This is a genomic window from Pseudomonas sp. NY11955 (assembly GCF_048068035.1).
Lineage (GTDB): Bacteria > Pseudomonadota > Gammaproteobacteria > Pseudomonadales > Pseudomonadaceae > Aquipseudomonas.
The window spans coordinates 59,430-81,171 of sequence record NZ_JBLUPS010000004.1 but is presented as its reverse complement, the minus strand read 5'-3'; the positions used below and the strand labels follow the sequence as shown (position 1 = coordinate 81,171).

Sequence of the window (21,742 nt, the reverse complement as noted above, 5' to 3'; positions counted from 1 at the left end):
CCTCAGGCGCTTTTACGCAGTGCGTGGTGGGCACCGAACAGCGGCACGGCACGCTCGGCGGCCAGGCGGATACGGGCCGCGAGGGCGTCGCTGGAAACCCGGTATTCAGCCATTTCCGCCTGGCTGGCGAACACGCCGATGGGCAGCGTCAGGGCCTGCAGGAAGATGAACAGCGGGCGCAGTTGGTGATCGAGTACCAACGCGTGGCGTTCGCTGCCACCGGTGGCCGCGAGCAGTACCGGGGTGTCGACCAAGGCGTCCTGGCCGATCAGGTCGAACAGGTGCTTGAAGTGGCCGGTGAAGCTGCCTCGGTACACGGGTGTGGTCACCACCAGCAGGTCGGCCCGTTCCACCAGGCGCAGTTGCTGTTCGACGCTATCGGGCAGTTCGCTGCGCCACAGGGCGCTGCCCAGCGGTCGGGCAATCTCGCCCAGTTCGATCAGGTGCGGCTTGATGTGCAGGTGTTCGGCCAGCTCGGCGAGGATGGCCTCGGTCAGGGCCAGGGTGCGCGAAGGGCGGGAAGTGCCGCCGGACAGGGCGACGACGTTCAGTGGGGTGCTCATGGGCAGGTCTCCGGTTCTGGTTGAGCGGGACTTTGCTTGAGCAATCGTCGTGCCTGGTTTTAATTACTTTTTAAATCAACAAGTTAGCGCATTATCATGGCTGCGCTGCTGTTGCCGTGCGGGCGTTTTCTGTTGATCGAGTGTTGCGCTGCAGACAGTTGGCCGGGTGTTGGCGGCTGTACAGTTGGGAGAGTTATAGAGGATTAATGAATGATAAAAAAAGAATAAGAATTCATATTGTTATTCCAGTTATATCTTTAAGGGGTTGCCTGGTGCGGCGAAGCAACCCCAAGCACCCTAAGTGTGTGGCACGTTCCGAGGGGATACCCCGCCTGCAAATTCCGCTTTCAAATGCCCCTGTTCATCCAGCAGGTAAGCATCCATCACCTCCCGCACCACCGGCCCTGCCACTCGCCCCCCCGCCTCGCCGTTCTCGATCATCACGGCCACCACCATGCTCGGGTGGTCAGCCGGGGCAAAGCCGACGAACAGCGCGTTGTCACGGTGCCGTTCCAGGGTTTTGTCGCGGTTGTAGCGTTCCCCCTGTTTGATCGCCACTACCTGCGCGGTACCACTCTTGCCGGCAATGCGGTACTGCGCACCGGCGGCCGCCGCGCGGGCGATACCGCGCGGGTCATGCATGACCATCTGCATGCCCTGGCTGACCTGGTCCCAGGCATGCTTGTCGTGCAGCACGATGTTGGGCATCGGGTTGGGGTCGACCGGCGCATCGCCGCCCACGGTCATGGCCAGGTGCGGGCGGTGCCACACGCCTTTGCTCGCCAGCAGGCTGGTGGCTTGGGCCAGTTGCAGCGGGGTGACCTGCATGTAGCCCTGGCCAATGCCGAGGATCAGTGTCTCGCCCGGGAACCAGGCCTGGCGCCGCGTGGCGCGCTTCCACTCGGCCGAGGGCATCAACCCCGAGGCCTCCTCGAACATGTCCAGCGACACCTTCTGGCCCAGGCCGAATTCGGCCATGTAATCGTGCAGGCGGTCGATGCCCAGCTTGTGTGCCAGGTCGTAGAAGTAGGTGTCGTTGGAGCGCATGATGGCGGTGTACATGTCCACCCAGCCGTCGCCACTGCGGTTCCAGTTGCGGTATTTGTGGTCGTAGTTGGGCAGCTCATAGTAGCCAGGGTCGAACACCCGGCTGCCGGGGGTGATCACGCCGCTGTCCAGGCCGGCGATGGCCACTTCCGGCTTCACCGTGGAGCCCGGGGCATACAGGCCGCGCAGCACGCGGTTGAACAGTGGCCGGTCGATGGAGTCGCGCAGGGCGGCGTACTGCTTGAAGCTGATGCCCTTGACGAACAGGTTGGGGTCGAAGCTGGGGTTGCTGACCATCGCCAGCACGTCGCCATTGGCCGGGTCCAGTACCACCACCGAACCACGGCGGTCGCCCAGGGCCTTTTCCGCGGCCACCTGCAAGTGGGCGTCCAGGGTCAGGACGATGTCCTGCCCTGGGGTCGGGTCCTTGTGGTTGAGCACGCGCATCACCCGGCCCTGGGCGTTGGTCTCGACCTCTTCGTAGCCGACGTGACCGTGCAGCTGGCTTTCATAGAAGTGCTCGATGCCGGTCTTGCCGATCGACTGGGTGCCACGGTATTCGGTGCTGTCGAGGACCTTGGCCTCTTTTTCGTTGATGCGCCCCACATAACCTACCGAATGGGCGAAATGCTCGGCCAGCGGGTACTCGCGGATGAACTGCGGTTCAACCTCCAGGCCCGGCAGGCGGAACTGGTTGACCGCGACCAGGGCGATTTGCTCTTCACTCAGGCCCACCATCAGGGTCACCGGCTCGAACGGCTTGCGGCCACGGCGCAGGTCCTTGTCGAACTGCTTGCGGTCGTCCTCGGTCAAACCGAGCACTTGGGTCAGGGTGTCGAGTACCTTGGCCGAATCGCCGCCGGCCCTCTCGCGGGTCATGGTCAGGTCGAAGCTGGGCTTGTTGTCGGCCAGCACCACACCGTTGCGGTCATAGATCAGCCCGCGTTCTGGGGCGATGGGCAGCACGTGTACGCGGTTGTTTTCCGACACCGCTGTCTGCTGGTCGTGCTGCAGCACTTGCAGCACATAGAGCCGGCCCACCAGCACGGCACACAGGCTGAACACCAGGGCGGCGCAGGCCAGAAGCCGGCGGTTGACCAGGTGTTTTTCCTTTTCGTGGTCCTTGAGGGGGATGGGTTGCGGCATCAGGGGCTCTTTTCTACAGGTATCGCGCTCGCCGTGCGGGCGCGCGAACGGGCCGGGGATGCTACGCAACACATCCCGCGCCCTCAAGGCGAGCCGCGATTGGCGGCACCCTGGTTACGCCTGTGTGTCCCGTGATCAGGGCGTTGGCGGCAAACATGAAGATTTGTTCATGGCTGAGCTGTTCTGGACAGGGTGCACAGCGTATCCCTTCAGGTGTTCGTGCGAACCGCGGCTTTCGAACAGACCACCAACCGCCTCTAAGCCCCTGCGGGTCAGTACCTGCTATTACTAAGCAGACACATCGCTCACCAAGGCCCCTCGATGCTAGCCATCGAAAACCTCCACAAGTCATTCTCCACCCCCCAAGGCCCACTCCCGGTCTTGCAGGGTGTCGATCTGCGCCTGGCGCGCGGCAGCAGCCTGGCGTTGATGGGCGAGTCGGGCAGCGGCAAGAGCACCTTGCTGCACTTGGTGGCTGGCCTAGACCGGGCCGACAGCGGCCGCATCCTGATCGATGACGTTCCGCTCGACGGCCGTTCGGAAGCGTCGCTGGCGCAGTGGCGGCGGGAGGGAATTGGCCTGGTGTTCCAGCAGTACAACCTGATCAGCAGCCTGGACGTGGGCCTGAACCTAACCTTCCAGGCCCGTCTGGCCGGGCGGCATGACCCGCATTGGGCGGCTTACCTGGCGCAGCGCCTGGGCCTTGCGGACCTGCTTGCGCGTTACCCGGAACAATTGTCCGGCGGCCAGCAGCAGCGGGTCGCCATCGGCCGCGCGCTGGCCGGGCGCCCGGCCTGGGTGTTGGCCGACGAACCCACCGGCAGCCTGGATGAAGCCAGCAGTGACGAGGTGCTGAACCTGCTGCTGCAGTTGGTCGCCGAAGCCGGCAGCGGTGTGCTGATGGTGACCCACAGCCCCCGGTTGGCGGCACGCTTGCAGCAGCGTTGCTACTTGCAGGCCGGCCGCGTTAAGCCAGAACAGGGATGTTGAGGCATTTGTCGATAGCCCTGATGGCGTTGCTCAGCCATTGGCGGCGCCATCGTGTGCAGTTTTTCAGCATTTTCACCGGCCTGTGGCTGGCCACGGCGCTATGGACGGGCGTGCAGGCGCTCAATAGCCAGGCACGCAGCGACTACGCCCGGGCCAGTACCGTGCTGGCCGGTCCGTTACAGGCGCAGTGGGTACCGCGCAACGGTGAGCGCTTCGACCAGCGGCTGTACGTGCAGTTGCGCAAGCTGGGTTGGGCGGTGACGCCAGTGCTGGAAGGGCGCTTGCGCTTGCCTGGGGAGCCCGCTCGCAGCGTGCGTCTGCTTGGCATCGACCCTTTGAGCCTGCCGCCGACCAGCAGCATTGCCGGCGTGCAGCCGCAAGCATTCGACGTCCAGGCATTCATCGGTACACCCGGGCAAACGTGGGTCGGGCCAGACACCTTGCGCCAACTGGGCGCAGCGCTTGGGGCGGCAGTGCGCGACAGCGAAGGGCAACTGCTCCCGCCCATGCTCATGCAGCCTGCGTTGGCGCCTGGGGTGATGGTGGTCGACATCGGCCATGCCCAGCGGTTGCTGCACGCACCTGGGCAGTTGTCACGTTTGCTGGTGGCTGGAAAGCCGGCGCCGCTGCCTGCTGATATCGCGGTTTTCCTGGAGTTGCAACCTCAGCAGGACGACGGCGGCTTGCAGCGGCTGACCGAGAGCTTCCACCTCAACCTGACCGCCCTCGGCCTGCTGGCGTTCGTCGTGGGCCTGTTTATCGCCCATGCCGCCATCGGTCTGGCGCTGGAGCAGCGCCGTGGTTTGCTTCGCAACCTGCGCGCCTGTGGTGTCAGCTTGAACACTCTGTTGTGTGCCTTGGCGCTAGAGCTTGGCCTGTTCGCAGTTCTGGGCGGATTGGCCGGAGTAGCCAGCGGCTATGCGTTGGCTGCGTGGTTGTTGCCCGATGTGGCTGCCAGCTTGCGCGGCCTGTATGGCGCCCAGGTCGCCGGCACACTGAACCTGCCCGCGTGGTGGTGGATGGCAGGGGTGCTCATGTGTGTGCTGGGTGCACTGCTGGCGGGGATGAGCAGTGTATGGCGTGCGGCCCGGTTGCCATTGCTGGCGCTGGCGCATCCCCAGGCCTGGCGGCTCGCGCAGGGGCCGTGGTTGAGGCGCCAGGCCTGTGCATCGGGCTTGCTGGTGTTGCAAGCAGTGGGTTGTGGCGTGCTGGGTAACAGCCTGGTCAGCGCGTTTGCCATGCTGGCTGGGCTGCTATTGGCGGCGGCGCTGTTGTTGCCGGCCTTGCTCGACCGGGTACTGGCCCTGTTGACGCGCACTTGCCGGCGGCCCTTGGCGCAATGGTTCGTTGCCGACAGTCGCCAGCAACTGCCAGCCCTGAGCCTGGCGCTGATGGCCCTGTTGCTGGCGCTGGCTGCCAGTGTCGGCGTGGGCAGCATGACCGAGGGCTTTCGCAAGACCTTTGTCGGCTGGCTGGACCTGCGCCTGTCAGCCGACCTGTATGTCACCCCTCGGGATACCGCCCAAGGTCTGCAGATTGCCCAGTGGCTAGGGCAGCAATCGGCAGCCAGCGTGGTCCTGCCCGGCTGGCGTGTGGAAGCGCAGTTGCGCAGCTGGCCGGTGCAGCTCCAGGGGATTGTCGATCATCCGCTCTACCTCAAGCGTTGGCCGTTGCTGGAGCAGCAGCCTCGCGCTTGGGAAAAGCTGGCCAGCGGGCATGCCGTGATGCTCAGTGAACAGCTGGCCAGGCGCTTGAAGTTGCAACTGGGCGACCGTCTGGCGCTGCCTTCGCAGGCCATGACGGTAGTGGGGATCTATGCCGATTACGGCAACCCCAAGGGCCATGTACTGGTCAATGCCGGCTGGTTGCGCACGCATTGGCCACAGGCAGCGCTCAGCGGGCTGAGCGTGGACCTGCCCACTGAGCAAGTGCCCGTCATCAAGGCCGCGTTGCAACGGCATTTCGCCCTGGACGACAGCCGTGTGGTGGAGCAGGCCCGCTTGAAACGCTGGTCTACCGAGGTATTCAACCGTACTTTCGCTGCCACCGCCGCGCTCAATAGCCTCACACTTGGCGTGGCCGGGGTGGCGCTGTTCATCAATTTGCTGACGCTGGGCCAGGTGCGGCTGAGCCAGCTGGCACCGCTGTGGGCGTTGGGCGTGCAGCGCAGGCAACTGGTGTGGCTGAGCTTGGGGCAGACACTGATGCTGAGCAGTATCACGGTGCTGTTGGCAGTCCCGTTGGGTGTGTTGCTGGCCTGGTGCCTGGTGGCGGTAGTCAACGTACAAGCGTTCGGCTGGCGCCTGCCGCTCTACGTGTTCCCGGCGCAGTTGCTGCAACTGGCAGCGCTGGGCCTGTTGGTCAGCCTGCTGGCCAGCGCCTGGCCGCTGTGGCAACTGGCGCATCGCCAGCCCCGCGAACTGTTGAGGCCGTTTGCCGATGAAGCCTAAGGCCTGGTTGTTGCTGTGCTGCCTGTTAAGCGGCTGTGACCAGCCGGCGCCGCAAGGCTATGCCGGGCTCGGGCAGCAGGTGGATGGGTTCAACCAGGTGGTCCGTGAGCAGCGCCTGGAGTTCCCGCGTGATCATGGCCCTCATGATGGCTTTCGAATCGAATGGTGGTATGTCACCGCCAACCTCAGCGACGCCCAAGGGCGTGACTGGGGCGTGCAGTGGACCCTGTTCCGCTCGGCCCTGCGGCCTGGTCCGGAAACCGCTGGCTGGAGCAGCCCGAATGTGTGGATGGGCCACGCGGCGCTGACTGGCCCGGGCGGGCACCAGTCTGGCGAAACCCTGGCGCGTGGTGGTATCGGCCAGGCCGGGGTGCAGGCCCAGCCGTTCCAGGCGTGGATCAATGATTGGTCGTTGCAGGGCCGGGGCGGCATCGAAAGCCTGCAGATGGTTGCCGGTGGCGAGGGCTTTCGCTACGACTTGCATTTGCGCAGTGATCGGCCTTTGGTGCTGCACGGCGATCAGGGTTACAGCGAGAAGTCCGGCAAGGGGCAGGCTTCTTACTATTACAGTCAGCCGTTTTACCGCGTGCATGGGGAAGTGGAGCGTGAAGGCATGTGCATCGCGGTCAGCGGCCAGGCCTGGCTGGACCGGGAATGGAGCAGCCAGCCCCTGGCCGCGGGGCAAACGGGCTGGGACTGGTTTTCGCTGCATCTGGACAGTGGCGCAAAGCTGATGCTGTTTCAGGTACGCGAGGCGCAGGGGGAGGCTTATCGCGCCGGGACCTGGGTTGGGCCGCAGGGTGAGGTGGTAGCGCTGGACGCTGCGCAGATCCAGTTGCAGGCGCAGGCTTGGTCTGCGCAGAAAAACGGCAAAAAGGTACCGACACGGTGGCGGGTGCAGGTACCTGAACATGGGGTTGATGTGCAGGTTGATGCCGTGGAGCCGCAGGCGTGGATGCAGACACGGTTCCCGTATTGGGAAGGGCCGGTGCGGCTGAGCGGGCGTGTTGGTGGGCGCGGGTATCTGGAGATGACCGGGTATTAGCGCTAGCCTTCTGACCGGCGCCGTACTTGTAGGAGCAGCCTTGTGCTGCGAAGAGGCCGGTAGGGCGAAAGACCCTCTTCGGCTGCAATGGCCTCTTCGCAGCACAAGGCTGCTCCTACAGGTACCGCACAGGGCGTGGGGCCGATGTGCCCCAGGTTTTCAGTCTTTGATCAACCCACGCAACACGGCCCGCGCCTCTTCTGTGCGCAAGCATTCGACGAACAACCGGCTTTCCCGCGCCACTGTTTCTTCCAGCTCCGCCCGCTGGCTGTCCTTGAGCAGCCGCTTGCTGATGCGCAGTGCCGCCTGCGGATAACCTTGCAGCTGTCGCGCCAGCGTGCGGGCAGCCGCCAGGCACTGTTCGCCGTCCTCATGCAGCTCATTGGCCAGCCCCCAGGCCACCATCTGCTCGCCATCGAGCAAGGCGTTACCCAGCAGCAGGCGGGCGGCGCGGGCCTGGCCCAGCAAGCGCGGTAGCAACAGGCTGGAGCCAAACTCCGGGCATACACCCAACGGCGCGAAGGGCATACGCAGTTTGGTCGAGCGGCTGACCAGCACCTGGTCGCAATGCAGCAACAGGGTGGCCCCGATGCCGATCGCCGGGCCACTGACCGCAGCAATCAGCGGCTTGTCCAGGCCCATGACCACCCGCATCAGGCGGAACACCGGGCTGTCCTGGTCGGCGGGCGGGTTGTCGAGAAAGTCGCGCAGGTCGTTGCCTGCGCTGAAGCAGTGCGGCCCACCGGTGATGATGATGGCATCGACATCCGGGTCATCGCTTGCCGTCAGCAGCAGGTCGCCCAGCTGTTGGTACATGGCGGTGTTCAGGGCATTGAGCTTGTCGGGGCGGTTGAAGGCCAGGGTCAGCAGGCCTTGGTCCAGGTCGCGTGAGATCAGGTCGTTCATGGCAGCCGCTTTTATCGTTGTGGGCAGGGACAAGGGTTTATCACGCTGTCCGGCTTGTTGTACAGTCGTTCAGTCCAGCCCCTAACCCGAGACCCGCCGATGACTCAGGAAGCCCGCTACCACCGCATGCTGCCGGAATTGCGCAAAGCCAATCTGGTCGAGGCGACCTTGGTGTGCCTTAAGCGCCACGGGTTTCAGGGGGCATCTATCCGCAAGATCTCGGCCGAGGCCGGGGTTTCGGTCGGGCTGATCAGCCATCATTACGCGGGTAAGGACGAACTGGTGGCCGAGGCCTACATGGCCGTCACGGGTCGGGTGATGGGCTTGCTGCGCGAGGCCATGGCCCAGGCCGCGCCCAATGCCCGCGAGCGGCTGTCGGCGTTCTTCCGCGCCTCTTTTTGCGCCGAGCTGCTCGACCCGCAACTGCTCGATGCCTGGTTGGCCTTCTGGGGCGCGGTGAAAACCGCCGACGCGATCAACCAGGTACATGATCACTCCTACGGCGAATACCGTAACGAACTCAGCCGGCTGCTGGCCAAACTCGCCGAGGAAGAGCACTGGCAGGGCTTCGATGCCGACCTGGCGGCGATCAGCCTGAGCGCCTTGCTCGACGGCCTGTGGCTGGAGTCGGGGCTCAACCCCGGCACCTTCAGCCCAGAGCAGGGCGTGATCATCTGCGAAGCCTGGGTCGACGGCCTGCAGGCCGGCGGTCGGCGGCGCTTCAGTCTGCCAGAGGGCTGTTGATCACCTGTTCAGTAACGAGTACGCTGCTGTCGCGAGTGTGTAGAACAACACCAATAAAAAAAGAGACGACACGCAATGACGCCTCGGGTATTGATCGTCGATGACGATCCGCTTATTCGTGACTTGCTGCAGGCCTATCTGTCCCAGGAAGGCTACGATGTACACTGCGCCGACACGGCGGAGAGGGCCGAGGCCCTGCTCGGCAGCCAGGATGTCGACCTGGTGCTGCTGGACATCCGCTTGCCCGGCAAGGATGGCCTTACCCTGACCCGCGAGCTGCGGGTGCGCTCGGAGGTCGGCATCATTCTCATCACCGGGCGCAACGATGACATCGACCGCATCGTCGGCCTGGAATGCGGCGCCGACGACTATGTCATCAAACCACTCAACCCCCGTGAGCTGGTGTCCCGCGCGAAAAACCTGATCCGCCGCGTGCGCCATGCCCGTGAAGTGCACCCGGCACCGGCTTGCACACAGTCGCTGAAGCAGTTCGCCGACTGGGCACTGGACATCGACCGCCGCCGCCTGATCGATGCCCGTGGCGGGCAAACCCTGCTGACCCACGGTGAATTCCAGCTGCTCAGCGTGTTCCTGCGCAACAGCGGCCACACCCTCAGCCGCGACCAGTTGATGGACCAGATTCGCAACCGTGAGTGGGTGCCCAACGACCGCTCCATCGATGTGCTGGTCGGCCGCCTGCGGCGCAAGCTGCATGACGACCCGGCAGAGCCGCAACTGATCATCACCATTCATGGCACCGGCTACCTGTTCACCGCCAGCGTGGCAGCATGAGCCACCGCGCGTGGCTGCTGGCGCTGGCGTTGCTGGCCGCGCAGGCCAGTGCCAGTGACCCGGTGCGTTACTGCGACTACCCGGTGTACCCACCCATTTCCTGGAGCGACGGTCACCAGGTGCGAGGCCTGGCCCCAACGGTGGTGCGCGAGCTGTTCGCACGCATGGGCTACCCGGTGCAAACCGTGGTGCTGGGCAACTGGAAGCGCTGCCTGATGGACGCCGCTGCAGGGCAGGTGGACGTGGTGCTGGCCTACAACAGCGACCAGCGCGACCAGCGTATGCGTTTTTCCACGGTGCCGGTAATACGTGAGGAAGTGGCCGTATTCTACAACCGCAAGCGGCCGGTGCAGTTCCAGCAATTGGAAGACCTGGCTGGCTACCGTGGTGGCCTGTTGTACGGCGAAAGTTATGGCGCCGAATTCGACCGCTTCGTCGCCCGTCATCAGAACATCGAGCGGGTGTCGTCCAGCCAGCAGAACTTCGGCAAGCTGATTCGCGGCCGTATCGACTACGTGATCCAGGAGCGGCGTACGGGCCAATTGTTCATCGAGCACTTGCCCGGCGCGCAGGATATCCGCGTGTTGCCCACCGCCCTGAGCGTGGACTATCTGCGTGTAGCCGTGTCGCGGCAGTCCCCCTTGAGCCAACACATGGATGAAATCGACGCGCAACTGCGGCGCATGAACCAGGCCGGCGAGATCGAGCGCTGGCTGGAGCAAAGCGAAGTCACCTACCGTGACATGATCAAGCTGCCGGCGGACGCCCGATGATCCGCCTGCGCACAGATGGCCTGCTGCGTCGCCTGCTGTTGTTCATCCTGCTGTTCAGTTTGTGCTTCACCGTGTTGGCCAGTGGCGTGCAGCTGTACTTCGAGTACCGCCGCGAAATGCGCGATATAGACGCACGCATGGCGTTGATCCGCGCCGGCTACCTGGCCAGCCTGGAGCGCAGCCTGTGGGATTTGGACGAGGCCCAGCTGGATGTGCAGTTGCGTGGCCTGGTGGACTTTTCCGATGTGGCGCGGGTGCGGCTGGTCAGTGATGATTTTCAACTGTTACGCGGCGAGGCCGATCCCAAAGGGCCGCTACGCATCGAGCGCTTCCCCCTCGACTATCAGCCACCCTCCGGGCCGGCCAGGCACCTGGGCGAGCTGGAAGTCAGCATCGACCTGGGCGCGGTGCACCGTCGTCTGTACGCCACGGGCCTCGCCAGCCTGCTGTGGATGGGCGTTTTTCTGTGCGGCCTGGCGGTGGCCCTGTCGGGGCTGTTCTACCGCCTGGTCACCCGCCACCTGCAAGTGATGGCCGAGTTTGCCCGCCGGATTGGCGCCGGCCAGTGGCAGGAACCGTTGCGCCTGGGCCGCCGCCGTTCATCGCGCCCCGACGAAATCGACACGGTGGCCAACGCGCTGGACGATATGCGCCGCGCCATCCTCAGCGATGTCGAGCGCCGTGAGCGCGACCGCCTGGAACTGCAGGGCAAGCGTGACGAATTGCAGGCCATGGTCGAGCGGCGTACGGCCAGCCTGGCCCGGGCCAAGGACGAGGCCGAAGCTGCCAACCTGGCCAAGTCGCGCTTTCTGGCGACCATGAGCCATGAACTGCGCACGCCGCTCAACGGTATTTTGGGCATGGCCGAATTGCTGCGCGGCGGGCGCCTGGAGGCGGCCGATCGCCAGCGCGTCGAGGCCTTGTACAAGGCCGGCGAGGGGCTGCTGGCGATCCTCAACGAAGTGCTGTATTTCGCCCGCCTCGAAGAGGGCGAGAGCCGCGCCGAGCTGGTGGGGTTTTCCTTGCGTCAGTTGTGCCAGGAGGTGCTGGCGTTGCTCGAACCCATGGCCATGGAGAACGCCGACACCCTGCAACTGCAGGTCGATGAGCAGGTTGCCGCGTACCAGCATGGCGCCGAACAATACCTGCGCCAGGTGCTGAGCAACCTGCTGGCCAATGCCATCAAGTTCACCGAGCATGGCCAGGTGCAGCTTAGGGTACAGGTGCTCGCCGGTACCGAGCGCTCGCAGCGCTTGCGGCTGTCGGTCCGGGACAATGGCATCGGCATCGAGCCCGCCGTGCAGGCGAAAATCTTCGACCGCTTCGTCCAGGCCAGCGAAGCTGTGGCCCGGCGTTATGGTGGCACTGGCCTGGGCTTGGCGATCTGCAAGCATTTGGTGGAAAAGCTCGGAGGCTGCATCGGCCTTGAGAGCGTGCAAGGGCAGGGCAGTTGCTTCTGGTTCGAGCTCGATGTGGCTCGCGGGCAGCCCGTGCCTGCGGGCTCGCCAGCGCCTTTGCCGTTACCCCGCCTGGATATCCTGGTGGTCGAGGACGTTGCGCTGAACCGCGAGGTGGCGGCAGGCCTGCTGTTGCGCGACGGTCACCGAGTGAGCTTTGCCGAAGACGCCGGGCAAGCCCTGCGGGCGTGTGCTCAGCGGCGCTTCGACCTGGTCCTGCTCGACGTGCACTTGCCGGGCATGAGCGGGGTGGAATTATGCCGACAGCTGCGTGCCTTGCCTGGGCCGAACCGGCATAGCCGCATCCTGGCACTGACGGCCGGCGTGCAGCCGGGCCAGGTATCGGGCTACCTGGACGCTGGTATGCAAGGCGTACTGGCCAAGCCCTTGCGACTGGACGACCTGCGCAAGGCATTGGCCGAGGCAGCGCCCGGCGAAATGGCCAGCGCCGACGCAGACATGGACTGGTCATTGCTGGACACCCACCGCTCGCTGTTGGGCGAACAGAAGCTGCAAGGCCTGTTGAAGGTGCTGCGCCAGTCGCTGGAGCAACATGCCGCCGCGCTGGCCGAGGCACTGCCGGCCCAGGACTTCACCGAAGTGCTGCACCTGGCCCACCGTTTGGCCGGCAGTTGCGATTCCCTGGGGTTTACCGGGCTGGCCGCGTTGTTACATGGCCTGGAGGAGGCGGCCCGCCAGCATGACGTACAGGCCTTGCAAGCCCTCGGCGAACCGCTGGCCACCCAGCTAAGTCAGGCCCGCGCCACCCTGGAACAGCTGATTCAGCGCTGACGTACAAAAAACTTACGACTTTTTACATCTTCGATCCGTTCGTACAACGGCGCCTTACATCCGTTTCCAATAATCCATGGCAACCGTGTTGCACGCGGTCCATGAGGCTTATTGGAGACAAGAATAATGACATGCCGTAGCGCTCAGCCCCTCTCTCGCACCACCCCACGCACCGGTCGCAATGGCGAGGTGTGCCATGACTGACGCCGTTGAAAAGATCCAGCTCACCCGCGCCCTGAAAAGCCGACACATCTTCATGCTGTCGCTGGGTGGGGTAATTGGCACCGGCCTGTTCATGGGCTCGGGCGTGACCATCAACCAGGGCGGGCCGGTGGGTGCGATCCTGGCCTATCTGGTCGCGGGCTTGCTGATGTACCTGGTCATGGTCTGCCTGGGCGAGCTGTCGGTGCAGATGCCGGTGTCCGGTTCGTTCCAGGCCCATGCCACCAAGTTCATCGGCCCGGCCACCGGCTTCATGATCGGCTGGGTGTACTGGATGAGCTGGGCCACCACCGTGGGCCTGGAGTTCACGGCTGCCGGCATGTTGATGACCCGCTGGTTCCCGGAGGTGCCGATCTGGTACTGGTCGGCGCTGTTCGTGGTGGTGCTGTTCGGCCTCAACGCCCTGGCCACCCGCGCCTTCGGCGAGGCCGAATACTGGTTCTCCGGCATCAAGGTGGCGACCATCCTTGGCTTCATCGTCATTGGCCTGCTGGTGATCTTCGGCGCCATCCCGCTGAGCAGCGGGGCACCCGCACCGATGCTGAACAACCTGGTGGGCGAGTCGCTGTTCCCCCACGGCCTGTCGGCGGTATTCGCAGTGATGATGACCGTGGTCTATGCCTTCCAGGGCTGCGAAATCATGGGCGTGGCCGCTGGCGAGACCGAACACCCGGAAAAAAGCATCCCACGGGCAGTGCGCAACGTGGTGTTCCGCGTGCTGATCTTCTACGTGCTGGCGATTGCCGTGCTGTCGGCCATCGTGCCGTACGAGCAGGCCGGGTTGATGGAAAGCCCGTTCGTGCAGGTGTTCGACATGGTCGGCATCCCTTACGCCGCCGACCTGATGAACTTCGTCATCCTCACCGCCATCCTTTCGGTGGGTAACTCGGGGCTGTATGCCTCCACGCGCATCCTTTGGGCCATGTCCAAGAGCGGCATGGCCCCGAAAAGCCTGTCGCCACTGAGCAAGCGTGGCGTGCCGCTGCGGGCGCTGAGCATCACCCTGTGCTTTGCGCTGATCTCGTTGATGACCAGCTTCATTGCCGCCGACACGCTGTTCATGGTGCTGATGGCGGTGAGTGGCATGTCGGGTACCGTGACCTGGATCGTCATCGCCCTGGCGCAGTACCGCTTCCGCAAAGCCTACCTGCGTGACGGCGGGCAGTTGCAGGACCTGAAGTACAAAGCGCCGCTGTATCCGTTGGTGCCGCTGCTGTGCATCACCCTGTGCAGCTCGCTGTTCGTGTTCCTGGCACTGGATGAAACCCAGCGGCCGTCGCTGTACTGGGGGTTTGGTTTCATTACCCTGTGCTATGCGGCGTACTACTTCGTCAATCGTCGCCGGCAAGCGGCCTTCGAGCCGAGCGCGCCGGGGGCGTGAATTCATGGCTCGTTGGTTTTAAGTGTTCGTCTGAGGATTTTTGTAGCCAGTGAGATCGAGCGCCGCCCGCGCGGCGCATCGCGAGCAAGCTCGCTCCTACATTTGTTTCGGGCCAATCATTCCTGTGAGAAACGCGCGCGAACCCCTTGTTCGTACCATTCGATATCGAGCCAAGCGCCAAGGCGGTCGCGTGCGGTGGCGCAGAAAAAACTGGCCCGAAACAAATGTAGGAGCGAGCTTGCTCGCGATGCGCCGCGCGGGCGGCGCTCGATCTCACAGACCCTGAAAATGCAAAGGCGAAAACCAGCTGTGTAACACCGAAACCCGAGTTGTGCGAAGTTGTAACAGCCCATCCCGCCTTGTTGAACACTCGTTTAGTATCTCCCTCATCAAGTCCTCCCCAAACCATCACAACAACACCGAGGCCCCCCATGACCACCCCGTCGTCGTCACTGTTGAGCAAGGTCGAAGCCGGCGTTGCCTGGATCACCCTCAACCGCCCCGAGCAGCGCAATGCGCTGGACATCCCCACCCTCAAGCAATTGCATGCCTTGCTCGACAGCCATGACCGTGATCCGGCTGTGCGCGCGGTGGTGCTGACCGGCAGCGGCCGTAGCTTCTGCGCCGGCGCCGACCTGGCCGAATGGGCGGCCGCCGAAGCCGCGGGTACCCTGGAAAGCTACGGCTGGACCGAAACCGCCCATGCCCTGATGTTGCGCCTGCACAGCCTCGCCAAACCCACCATCGCCGCCATCAACGGCACCGCCGTGGGGGGGGGCATGGACCTCAGCCTGTGCTGCGACCTGCGCATCGCCGCTGCCTCGGCGCGCTTCAAGGCCGGCTACACCAGCATGGGCTACAGCCCCGATGCCGGTGCCAGCTGGCATTTGCCACGGCTGATCGGCAGCGAACAGGCCAAGCGCTTGCTGTTCCTCGACGAGCTGTGGGGGGCCGAACGCGCCTTGGCCGCCGGGCTGGTCAGCGAAGTGTGCGCCGACGAGCAGTTGCCCGCCGTTGCCGCCGAGCTTGCCGGGCGCCTGGCCAACGGCCCGACGTTCGCCTATGCGCAGACCAAGCAGCTGATCCGCGACGGTGCCCGACGCACCCTGGCCGAACAGTTGGAAGCCGAGCGCCACGCCGGCCTGCTGTGCGGCCGTAGCCAGGATGGCGCCGAGGCCCTGCAGGCCTCGATGGAACGCCGCGCCCCCCGTTTCACCGGCCAGTAACCCGATATTCGACCCACATCAGGACCTTCGCAGATGAATTTCCAACTGACCCAAGAACAAGAAATGTTGGTGGAAGCGGTACGCAGCTTTGTTGCCAAAGAGTTGCTGCCCCATGAAGAAGCGGTGGACCGCGCCGATGCCGTATCACCCGAACTGGCCGCGCAGATTCGGGGCAAGGCCATCGCTGCCGGGTTCTATGCCTTCAACATGCCCGAGGAAGTTGGCGGTGGCGGCCTGGATTACCTGTCCCAGGCGCTGATCGAGCGTGAGCTGTCCAAGGTGTCCTGGGCCCTGCATGTATTCGTTGCGCGTCCGTCGAAAATCCTTATGGCCTGCAAGGACGAGCAGATCGACGACTACCTGCTGCCGTGCGTGCAGGGTGAGAAAATCGATTGCTTCGCCCTCACCGAGCCGGGCGCCGGCTCCGATGCCAACGCCATCAAGACCCGCGCCGTGCGCCAGGGCGATGACTTTGTCATCAACGGTAGCAAGCACTTCATCAGCCACGCCGGCCATGCCGATTTCGCCATCGTCTTCGCGGTCACCGACACCTACGAGCACAACGGGCGCAAGCGCAATGCGGTGACCGCCTTGCTGGTCGACCGGGGGACGCCGGGCATGACCATCCGCCGTGGCCCAAAATGCGTGAGTAACCGTGGCTACCACACCTACGAGCTGTTCTTCGACGACTGCCGGGTGCCGGCCAGCAAGGTGCTGGGCGAAGTTGGCAAGGGCTGGGAAGTGGCCAACGCCTGGCTTACCGCTGGCCGGGTGATGGTTGCCGCCAACTGCGTGGGCCAGGCCCAGCGCGCGCTCGACCTGTCGCTGCAATGGGCCGCCGACCGCAAGCAGTTCGGCCAGGCCATCGGCAGCTACCAGGGGGTATCGTTCAAGCTGGCCGACATGGCCACGCAGATTCGCGCCGCCGAGATGCTCACCCTGCATACCGCCTGGAAGATGGACCAGGGCAGCATGACCGATGGCGAAGCCGGCATGGCCAAGCTGTTTGCCAGCGAAACGCTGGGCAAGGTCGCCGACGAAGCCGTGCAGATCTTCGGTGGCATGGGTTTGATGGACGAAGGGCCGGTGGAGCGCATCTGGCGCAACGCGCGCATCGAACGCATCTGGGAGGGCACCTCGGAAATCCAGCGGCACATTATCGCCCGCGAACTGCTGCGTCCGCTGCTGCGCTAAGCGCCAGGAGAACACCCATGTCGCAATCGATTCGTGACAATCTCAAGCGCCTGCTGGCGCCCCGGCACCTGGCCTTCGTCGGCGGGCGCAGCATGGCGCGGGCGCTCAAGCGCTGCGCCGAAGGCGGCTTTGGCGGCGAACTGTTTCTGGTCAACCCTCAGCATGAAAGCCTCGAGGGCATCCCCTGTGTGGCTCGCGTGGCCGACTTGCCCTACGCCCCGGACGCGGTGTTCATCGCCACCAACCGTGAGCTGACCGTGCAGTGCGTTGCCGAGCTGGCCGCACGCGGCGCCGGTGGCGCCATCTGCTATGCCTCGGGCTTTGCCGAAAGCGGCGAGGAGGGGCGCCAGTTGCAGCAGCGCCTGCTCGACGCCGCCGGCAACATGGCCTTGCTCGGCCCCAACTGCTACGGCCTGCTTGACTACCTGCACGGCGCCGCCCTGTGGCCGGTGGCGCATGGTGGCCAGCAGGTGGAGAAGGGCGTGGCGATCCTGACGCAAAGTGGCAACTTCGCCTACAACCTGTCCATGAGCGACCGCTCACTGCCGGTGGCCTACATGGCCTCGGTCGGCAACCAGGCGCAACTGGGCGTGGCCGAGCTGATGGATGTGCTGCTCGACGACCCACGGGTCACCGCCATCGGCCTGCACCTGGAAGGCTTGAAGAACGTACCGGGCTTTGCCCGCGCCGCTTGCAAGGCGCTGCGGCAAGGCACGCCGATCATTGCACTGAAGACGGGCGTTTCGCAGATCGGCGCCGAACTGGCGCTTAGCCACACCAGCTCGTTGTCCGGCTCCGATGCCCTGTACGACAGCCTGTTCCAGCGTCTGGGCGTGATCCGCGTCAGCGGCCCGGTGAGCTTTGTCGAAACGCTCAAGGCCGCCGCCTGCGGGCGCTTGCCGGCCTCGGGCGAACTGATTGCGCTGGCCTGCTCAGGCGGCGATGCCGGGCTGATAGCCGACTATGCCGAGCGCAACCAGTTGCAGTTGCCAAAGCTGGAGCAAGGGCAGGTGGCGGCACTGGCCCAGGTGTTGCCGGCCTATGCCAACCTGGTCAACCCGCTGGACTTCACCACGGCCATCTGGGGCGACGAAGCTGCACTGCAACGCATGCTCGACAGCACCCTGAGCGGCGCCGCCGACGCGGCCATGCTGGTGCTGGACTATCCGGCGGCGTTCACCGGCGAGCGCAAGGAGTGTGACCTGCTGCTAGGGCTGTACTGCGATGCCCTGGAACGTCACGGCAAGCTCGGTTTCGTCACCTCGGCATTTCCGGAATTGTTGCCTGCCAGCGCGCGCGAGCGCCTGCATGCGCGGGGCATCGCCGCCCTGCAGGGCGTGGAAGACGGCCTGGCGGCCTGGGGCAGCATCGTCGCTTATCAGCGCAACCGCCAGCGGCTGCTGGAGCAGGGTGAGGCTGTGCGGGTTCCGCTTTGCCCGCAGGCCCTCACGGGCGAAAGCCGCTTGCTGGACGAATGGCAATCCAAACAAGCTCTGCGCGCCTTCGGCTTGCCCGTGCCAGCGGGCGTGCTGAGTACGCCCGAGCGCGCCGTGGCCGACGCTGCCCGCGTTGGCTACCCGCTGGTGCTCAAGGCGGTCAGCGCGCAGTTGCCGCACAAGACCGAAGCCGGTGCGGTGGCGCTGAACCTGCGCGATGCCGCCGCCCTGGAAGCGGCCCTGGTGCAGATGCGCCAGCGCATCGCTGCCTACGCCCCGCAGGTTGCGTTCGATCACGTGCTGCTCGAACCCATGGCCGAGCCGTCGTTGGCCGAGTTGATAGTCGGCATCAAGCGTGAACACGACTTTGCCCTGGCCCTGGTGATCGGCGCCGGCGGCGTGCTGGTCGAACTGCTCAAGGACAGTGTCAGCCTGCTGCTGCCCACCACCGACAGCGCCATCCGCGCGGCATTGCTGAACCTGCGCAGTGCCAGCCTGCTGCAAGGCTTCCGTGGCCGCCCGGCCGCCGACCTCGACGCCTTGGTCGCGGCCATCCGCGCGGTGGCCGACTACGCCTGCGAAAACGCCGAACGGTTGCTGGAGCTGGATGTGAACCCATTGATGGTCGGTGCTAACGGCACCACCGCGGTCGACGCGCTGATCCGCCTCGGCCAGGCGCAAGGAGAACGACATGAATGACCTTACCCTGACGGCCGGCCAGGCGCTGGTGCGCCTGTTGGCCAACTACGGCGTGGAGACCGTGTTCGGCATCCCGGGGGTACACACCCTGGAGCTTTATCGGGGCCTGCCGGGCAGCGGCATCCGCCACGTACTGACTCGCCACGAGCAGGGCGCCGGCTTCATGGCCGACGGCTACGCCCGGGTCAGCGGCAAGCCAGGGGTGTGCTTCGTCATCACCGGTCCGGGTGTGACCAACGTGGCCACCGCCATCGGCCAGGCCTATGCCGACTCGGTGCCGCTGCTGGTGATTTCCAGCGTCAACCACACCGCCAGCCTGGGCAAGGGCTGGGGCTGCCTGCATGAAACCCAGGACCAGCGCGCCATGACGGCGCCAATCACCGCGTTTTCGGCCGTGGCCCTGCGCGGTGACGACCTGCCTGAGCTGATCGCCCGCGCCTGGGCCGTGTTCGACAGCGAACGGCCGCGCCCGGTGCACATCTCGGTGCCGCTGGACGTGCTGGCGGCGCGCGTCAGCCGTGACTGGAGCGATGAGGTGGTGCGTCGCCCCGCGCGAGGCCTGCCGTGCCGCGAAACCCTTGACCAGGCCGCCCTCAAGCTGGCAGCGGCCAAGCGGCCGATGATCATTGCCGGTGGTGGCGCGCTGGATGCGGCCGAGCAACTGGCGCAGTTGAGCACCCGGTTGGCGGCGCCCCTGTTCACCAGCGTGGCCGGCAAGGGCTTGCTGGCGCCGGACGCGCCACTCAATGCCGGCGCCAGCCTGTGCGTCGAGCCCGGCTGGCACCTGATCAGCCAGGCCGACGTGGTGCTGGCCGTCGGCACCGAAATGGCCGACACCGACTTCTGGCGTGAACGCCTGCCGATCAACGGCGAGCTGCTGCGGGTGGACATCGACCCGCGCAAGTTCAACGATTTCTACCCTTGTGCCATTGCCCTGCAGGGTGATGCCCGGCAAACCGTGGCCGGTTTGCTCGATCACCTGCCAGCACTCCAGCGCGACCCCGCCCAAGCCAGCGCGGCGGTGGCCGACCTGCGCCAGGCCATCCGCAATGGGCATGCACCGTTGCAGGCCACCCACCAGGCCATTCTGGACCGCATTGCCGCCGTGCTGCCCGACGATGCCTTCATCAGCAGCGACATGACCCAGCTGGCCTACACCGGCAACTACGCCTTTGCCAGCCGGGCGCCACGCAGCTGGCTGCACCCCACCGGCTACGGCACTCTCGGTTACGGCCTGCCGGCCGGCATCGGCGGTATGTTCGCCACCGACCACCGTCCTGGCCTGGTGCTGGTTGGCGATGGCGGCTTCCTCTACACCGCCCAGGAGCTGGCCACGGCGGTGGAGGAACTGCAGCGGCCGTTGGTGGTGTTGCTGTGGAACAATGACGCCCTCGGCCAGATCCGCGACGATATGCTCGGCCTGGATATCGAGCCGGTCGGCGTGCTGCCGCGCAACCCGGACTTCATCGGCCTGGCTCGCGCCTTCGGTTGCGCAGTGCGCCAGCCACGCGACCTGGATGCATTGCAGGCCGACCTGGCCAGCGGTTTCGCCACCCCAGGCGTAAGCTTCATCGAACTCAAACACACCTGCGTTTGTTAACACGCACAACGATAAGAACTAGGGTAAACACCATGCCATTTCGCCGCACCCTTTTGGCCGCCTCCCTGGCCCTGCTGATCACCGGCCAGGCTCCACTATATGCCGCACCGCCGTTGTCGATGGACAACGGCACCAACGCACTGACCGTGCAGAACAGCAACGCCTGGGTCGAAATCAGCGCCAGCGCCCTGCAGCACAACATCCGCACCCTGCAGGCGGAGCTGGCCGGCAAGTCCAAGTTGTGCGCCGTGCTCAAGGCCGATGCCTATGGCCACGGGATCGGCCTGGTGATGCCATCGATCATCGCCCAGGGCGTGCCGTGCGTGGCGGTGGCCAGCAACGAGGAGGCCCGCGTGGTCCGCGCCAGCGGCTTCACCGGGCAACTGGTGCGGGTACGCCTGGCCAGCCTGAGCGAGCTGGAAGATGCCTTGCAGTACGACATGGAAGAACTGGTGGGCAGCGCCGAATTCGCCCGCCAGGTCGATGCGATTGCCGCGCGCCACGGCAAGACCCTGCGTATTCACATGGCGCTCAACTCCAGCGGCATGAGCCGCAACGGGGTGGAGATGGGCACCTGGTCCGGCCGTGGCGAAGCGTTGCAGATCACCGACCAGAAGCACCTCAAGCTGGTCGCGCTAATGACCCACTTCGCCGTGGAAGACAAGGACGATGTACGCAAGGGCCTGGCGGCATTCAACGAACAGACCGACTGGCTGATCAAGCACGCCAAGCTCGACCGCCGCCAGCTCACCCTGCACGCGGCCAACTCGTTCGCTACGCTGGAGGTGCCGGAGGCGCGCCTGGACATGGTGCGTACCGGCGGCGCGCTGTTCGGCGATACCGTGCCCGAGCGCACCGAGTACAAACGTGCCATGCAGTTCAAGTCGCACGTGGCGGCGGTGCACAGCTACCCGGCCGGGAACACCGTGGGCTATGACCGCACCTTTACCCTGGCCCGTGATTCGCGCCTGGCCAACATCACGGTCGGGTACTCCGATGGCTACCGCCGGGTGTTCACCAACAAGGGCCATGTGTTGATCAACGGCCACCGCGTGCCGGTGGTGGGCAAGGTGTCGATGAACACGCTGATGGTCGATGTCACCGACTTCCCGGACGTGAAGGGAGGTAACGAAGTAGTGCTGTTCGGCAAGCAGGCCGGGGGCGAGATCACCCAGGCCGAAATGGAAGAAATCAACGGCGCGCTGCTCGCCGACTTGTACACCGTGTGGGGCAGTTCCAACCCGAAGATTCTCGTCGACTAAACCGCCATTGGAAGGGA

16 protein-coding genes are annotated in these 21,742 nt (G+C 65.0%); 13 read left to right on the top strand and 3 right to left on the bottom strand.

Translation table 11 applies throughout. From position 1 onward, the window contains the following. Nucleotides 1–2: 2 nt before the first annotated feature. Entirely contained in the window at nucleotides 3–563 is a 561-nt protein-coding gene (msuE, locus tag ACNFBR_RS08900) for an FMN reductase (protein ID WP_416734573.1), read from the bottom strand. Nucleotides 564–860: 297 nt separating this feature from the next. Next, the gene (mrdA, locus tag ACNFBR_RS08895) at nucleotides 861–2,756 is read right to left on the bottom strand and encodes a penicillin-binding protein 2 (RefSeq protein WP_416734572.1); all 1,896 of its coding nucleotides are present in this window, start codon (nucleotides 2,754–2,756) and stop codon (nucleotides 861–863) included. Nucleotides 2,757–3,077: 321 nt separating this feature from the next. Between mrdA and ACNFBR_RS08890 the strand changes: the two genes are divergently transcribed. The 3 genes from ACNFBR_RS08890 to ACNFBR_RS08880 are packed head-to-tail and all read left to right on the top strand — an operon-like array spanning nucleotide 3,078 to nucleotide 7,241. Next, nucleotides 3,078–3,746, top strand: coding sequence for an ABC transporter ATP-binding protein (locus ACNFBR_RS08890; protein ID WP_416734571.1), 669 nt, complete (start codon nucleotides 3,078–3,080; stop codon nucleotides 3,744–3,746). Next, nucleotides 3,743–6,196 (top strand): FtsX-like permease family protein, encoded by a 2,454-nt coding sequence (locus tag ACNFBR_RS08885; protein WP_416734922.1) that lies wholly within the window; start codon nucleotides 3,743–3,745, stop codon nucleotides 6,194–6,196. Before ACNFBR_RS08890 ends, ACNFBR_RS08885 begins: the two co-directional genes overlap by 4 nt. Then, the gene (locus ACNFBR_RS08880) at nucleotides 6,186–7,241 is read left to right on the top strand and encodes a lipocalin-like domain-containing protein (protein WP_416734570.1); all 1,056 of its coding nucleotides are present in this window, start codon (nucleotides 6,186–6,188) and stop codon (nucleotides 7,239–7,241) included. The genes ACNFBR_RS08885 and ACNFBR_RS08880 overlap by 11 nt, the downstream gene beginning before the upstream one ends. Before the next feature lie 159 nt (nucleotides 7,242–7,400). Here the strand turns inward: ACNFBR_RS08880 and ACNFBR_RS08875 are convergent, their stop codons facing one another. Then, on the bottom strand, nucleotides 7,401–8,147 hold the full coding sequence (locus ACNFBR_RS08875; RefSeq protein ID WP_416734569.1) for an enoyl-CoA hydratase: 747 nt from the start codon (nucleotides 8,145–8,147) through the stop codon (nucleotides 7,401–7,403). Between the two features lie 99 nt (nucleotides 8,148–8,246). On the opposite strand from ACNFBR_RS08875, the gene ACNFBR_RS08870 reads away from it, so the two are divergent. The 10 genes from ACNFBR_RS08870 (at nucleotide 8,247) to alr (ending at nucleotide 21,725) form a co-directional block, all read left to right on the top strand. After that, nucleotides 8,247–8,891 carry a TetR family transcriptional regulator C-terminal domain-containing protein gene (locus tag ACNFBR_RS08870; RefSeq protein ID WP_416734568.1) on the top strand — a complete coding sequence of 215 codons (645 nt, stop codon included), beginning with the start codon at nucleotides 8,247–8,249 and terminating at the stop codon, nucleotides 8,889–8,891. A 75-nt stretch (nucleotides 8,892–8,966) separates the two neighbouring features. Then, nucleotides 8,967–9,683 carry a response regulator gene (locus ACNFBR_RS08865; protein WP_416734567.1) on the top strand — a complete coding sequence of 239 codons (717 nt, stop codon included), beginning with the start codon at nucleotides 8,967–8,969 and terminating at the stop codon, nucleotides 9,681–9,683. Continuing rightward, on the top strand, nucleotides 9,680–10,456 hold the full coding sequence (locus ACNFBR_RS08860; RefSeq protein WP_416734566.1) for a substrate-binding periplasmic protein: 777 nt from the start codon (nucleotides 9,680–9,682) through the stop codon (nucleotides 10,454–10,456). The genes ACNFBR_RS08865 and ACNFBR_RS08860 overlap by 4 nt, the downstream gene beginning before the upstream one ends. After that, nucleotides 10,453–12,705 (top strand): ATP-binding protein, encoded by a 2,253-nt coding sequence (locus ACNFBR_RS08855; protein WP_416734565.1) that lies wholly within the window; start codon nucleotides 10,453–10,455, stop codon nucleotides 12,703–12,705. Before ACNFBR_RS08860 ends, ACNFBR_RS08855 begins: the two co-directional genes overlap by 4 nt. Nucleotides 12,706–12,901: 196 nt before the next feature. Continuing rightward, entirely contained in the window at nucleotides 12,902–14,308 is a 1,407-nt protein-coding gene (locus ACNFBR_RS08850; protein WP_416734564.1) for an amino acid permease, read from the top strand. A 431-nt stretch (nucleotides 14,309–14,739) separates the two neighbouring features. Further along, the gene (locus ACNFBR_RS08845; protein ID WP_416734563.1) at nucleotides 14,740–15,534 is read left to right on the top strand and encodes an enoyl-CoA hydratase/isomerase family protein; all 795 of its coding nucleotides are present in this window, start codon (nucleotides 14,740–14,742) and stop codon (nucleotides 15,532–15,534) included. A 33-nt stretch (nucleotides 15,535–15,567) separates the two neighbouring features. After that, nucleotides 15,568–16,728, top strand: coding sequence for an acyl-CoA dehydrogenase family protein (locus tag ACNFBR_RS08840; protein WP_416734562.1), 1,161 nt, complete (start codon nucleotides 15,568–15,570; stop codon nucleotides 16,726–16,728). A 17-nt stretch (nucleotides 16,729–16,745) separates the two neighbouring features. Further along, the gene (locus ACNFBR_RS08835; RefSeq protein WP_416734561.1) at nucleotides 16,746–18,863 is read left to right on the top strand and encodes an acetate--CoA ligase family protein; all 2,118 of its coding nucleotides are present in this window, start codon (nucleotides 16,746–16,748) and stop codon (nucleotides 18,861–18,863) included. Continuing rightward, nucleotides 18,856–20,463: a 5-guanidino-2-oxopentanoate decarboxylase gene (locus ACNFBR_RS08830; RefSeq protein WP_416734560.1), complete on the top strand. Its 1,608-nt coding sequence runs from the start codon at nucleotides 18,856–18,858 to the stop codon at nucleotides 20,461–20,463. Before ACNFBR_RS08835 ends, ACNFBR_RS08830 begins: the two co-directional genes overlap by 8 nt. A 32-nt stretch (nucleotides 20,464–20,495) precedes the next feature. Next, the gene (gene alr / locus ACNFBR_RS08825) at nucleotides 20,496–21,725 is read left to right on the top strand and encodes an alanine racemase (protein ID WP_416734559.1); all 1,230 of its coding nucleotides are present in this window, start codon (nucleotides 20,496–20,498) and stop codon (nucleotides 21,723–21,725) included. The last annotated feature ends 17 nt before the right edge of the window (nucleotides 21,726–21,742 follow it).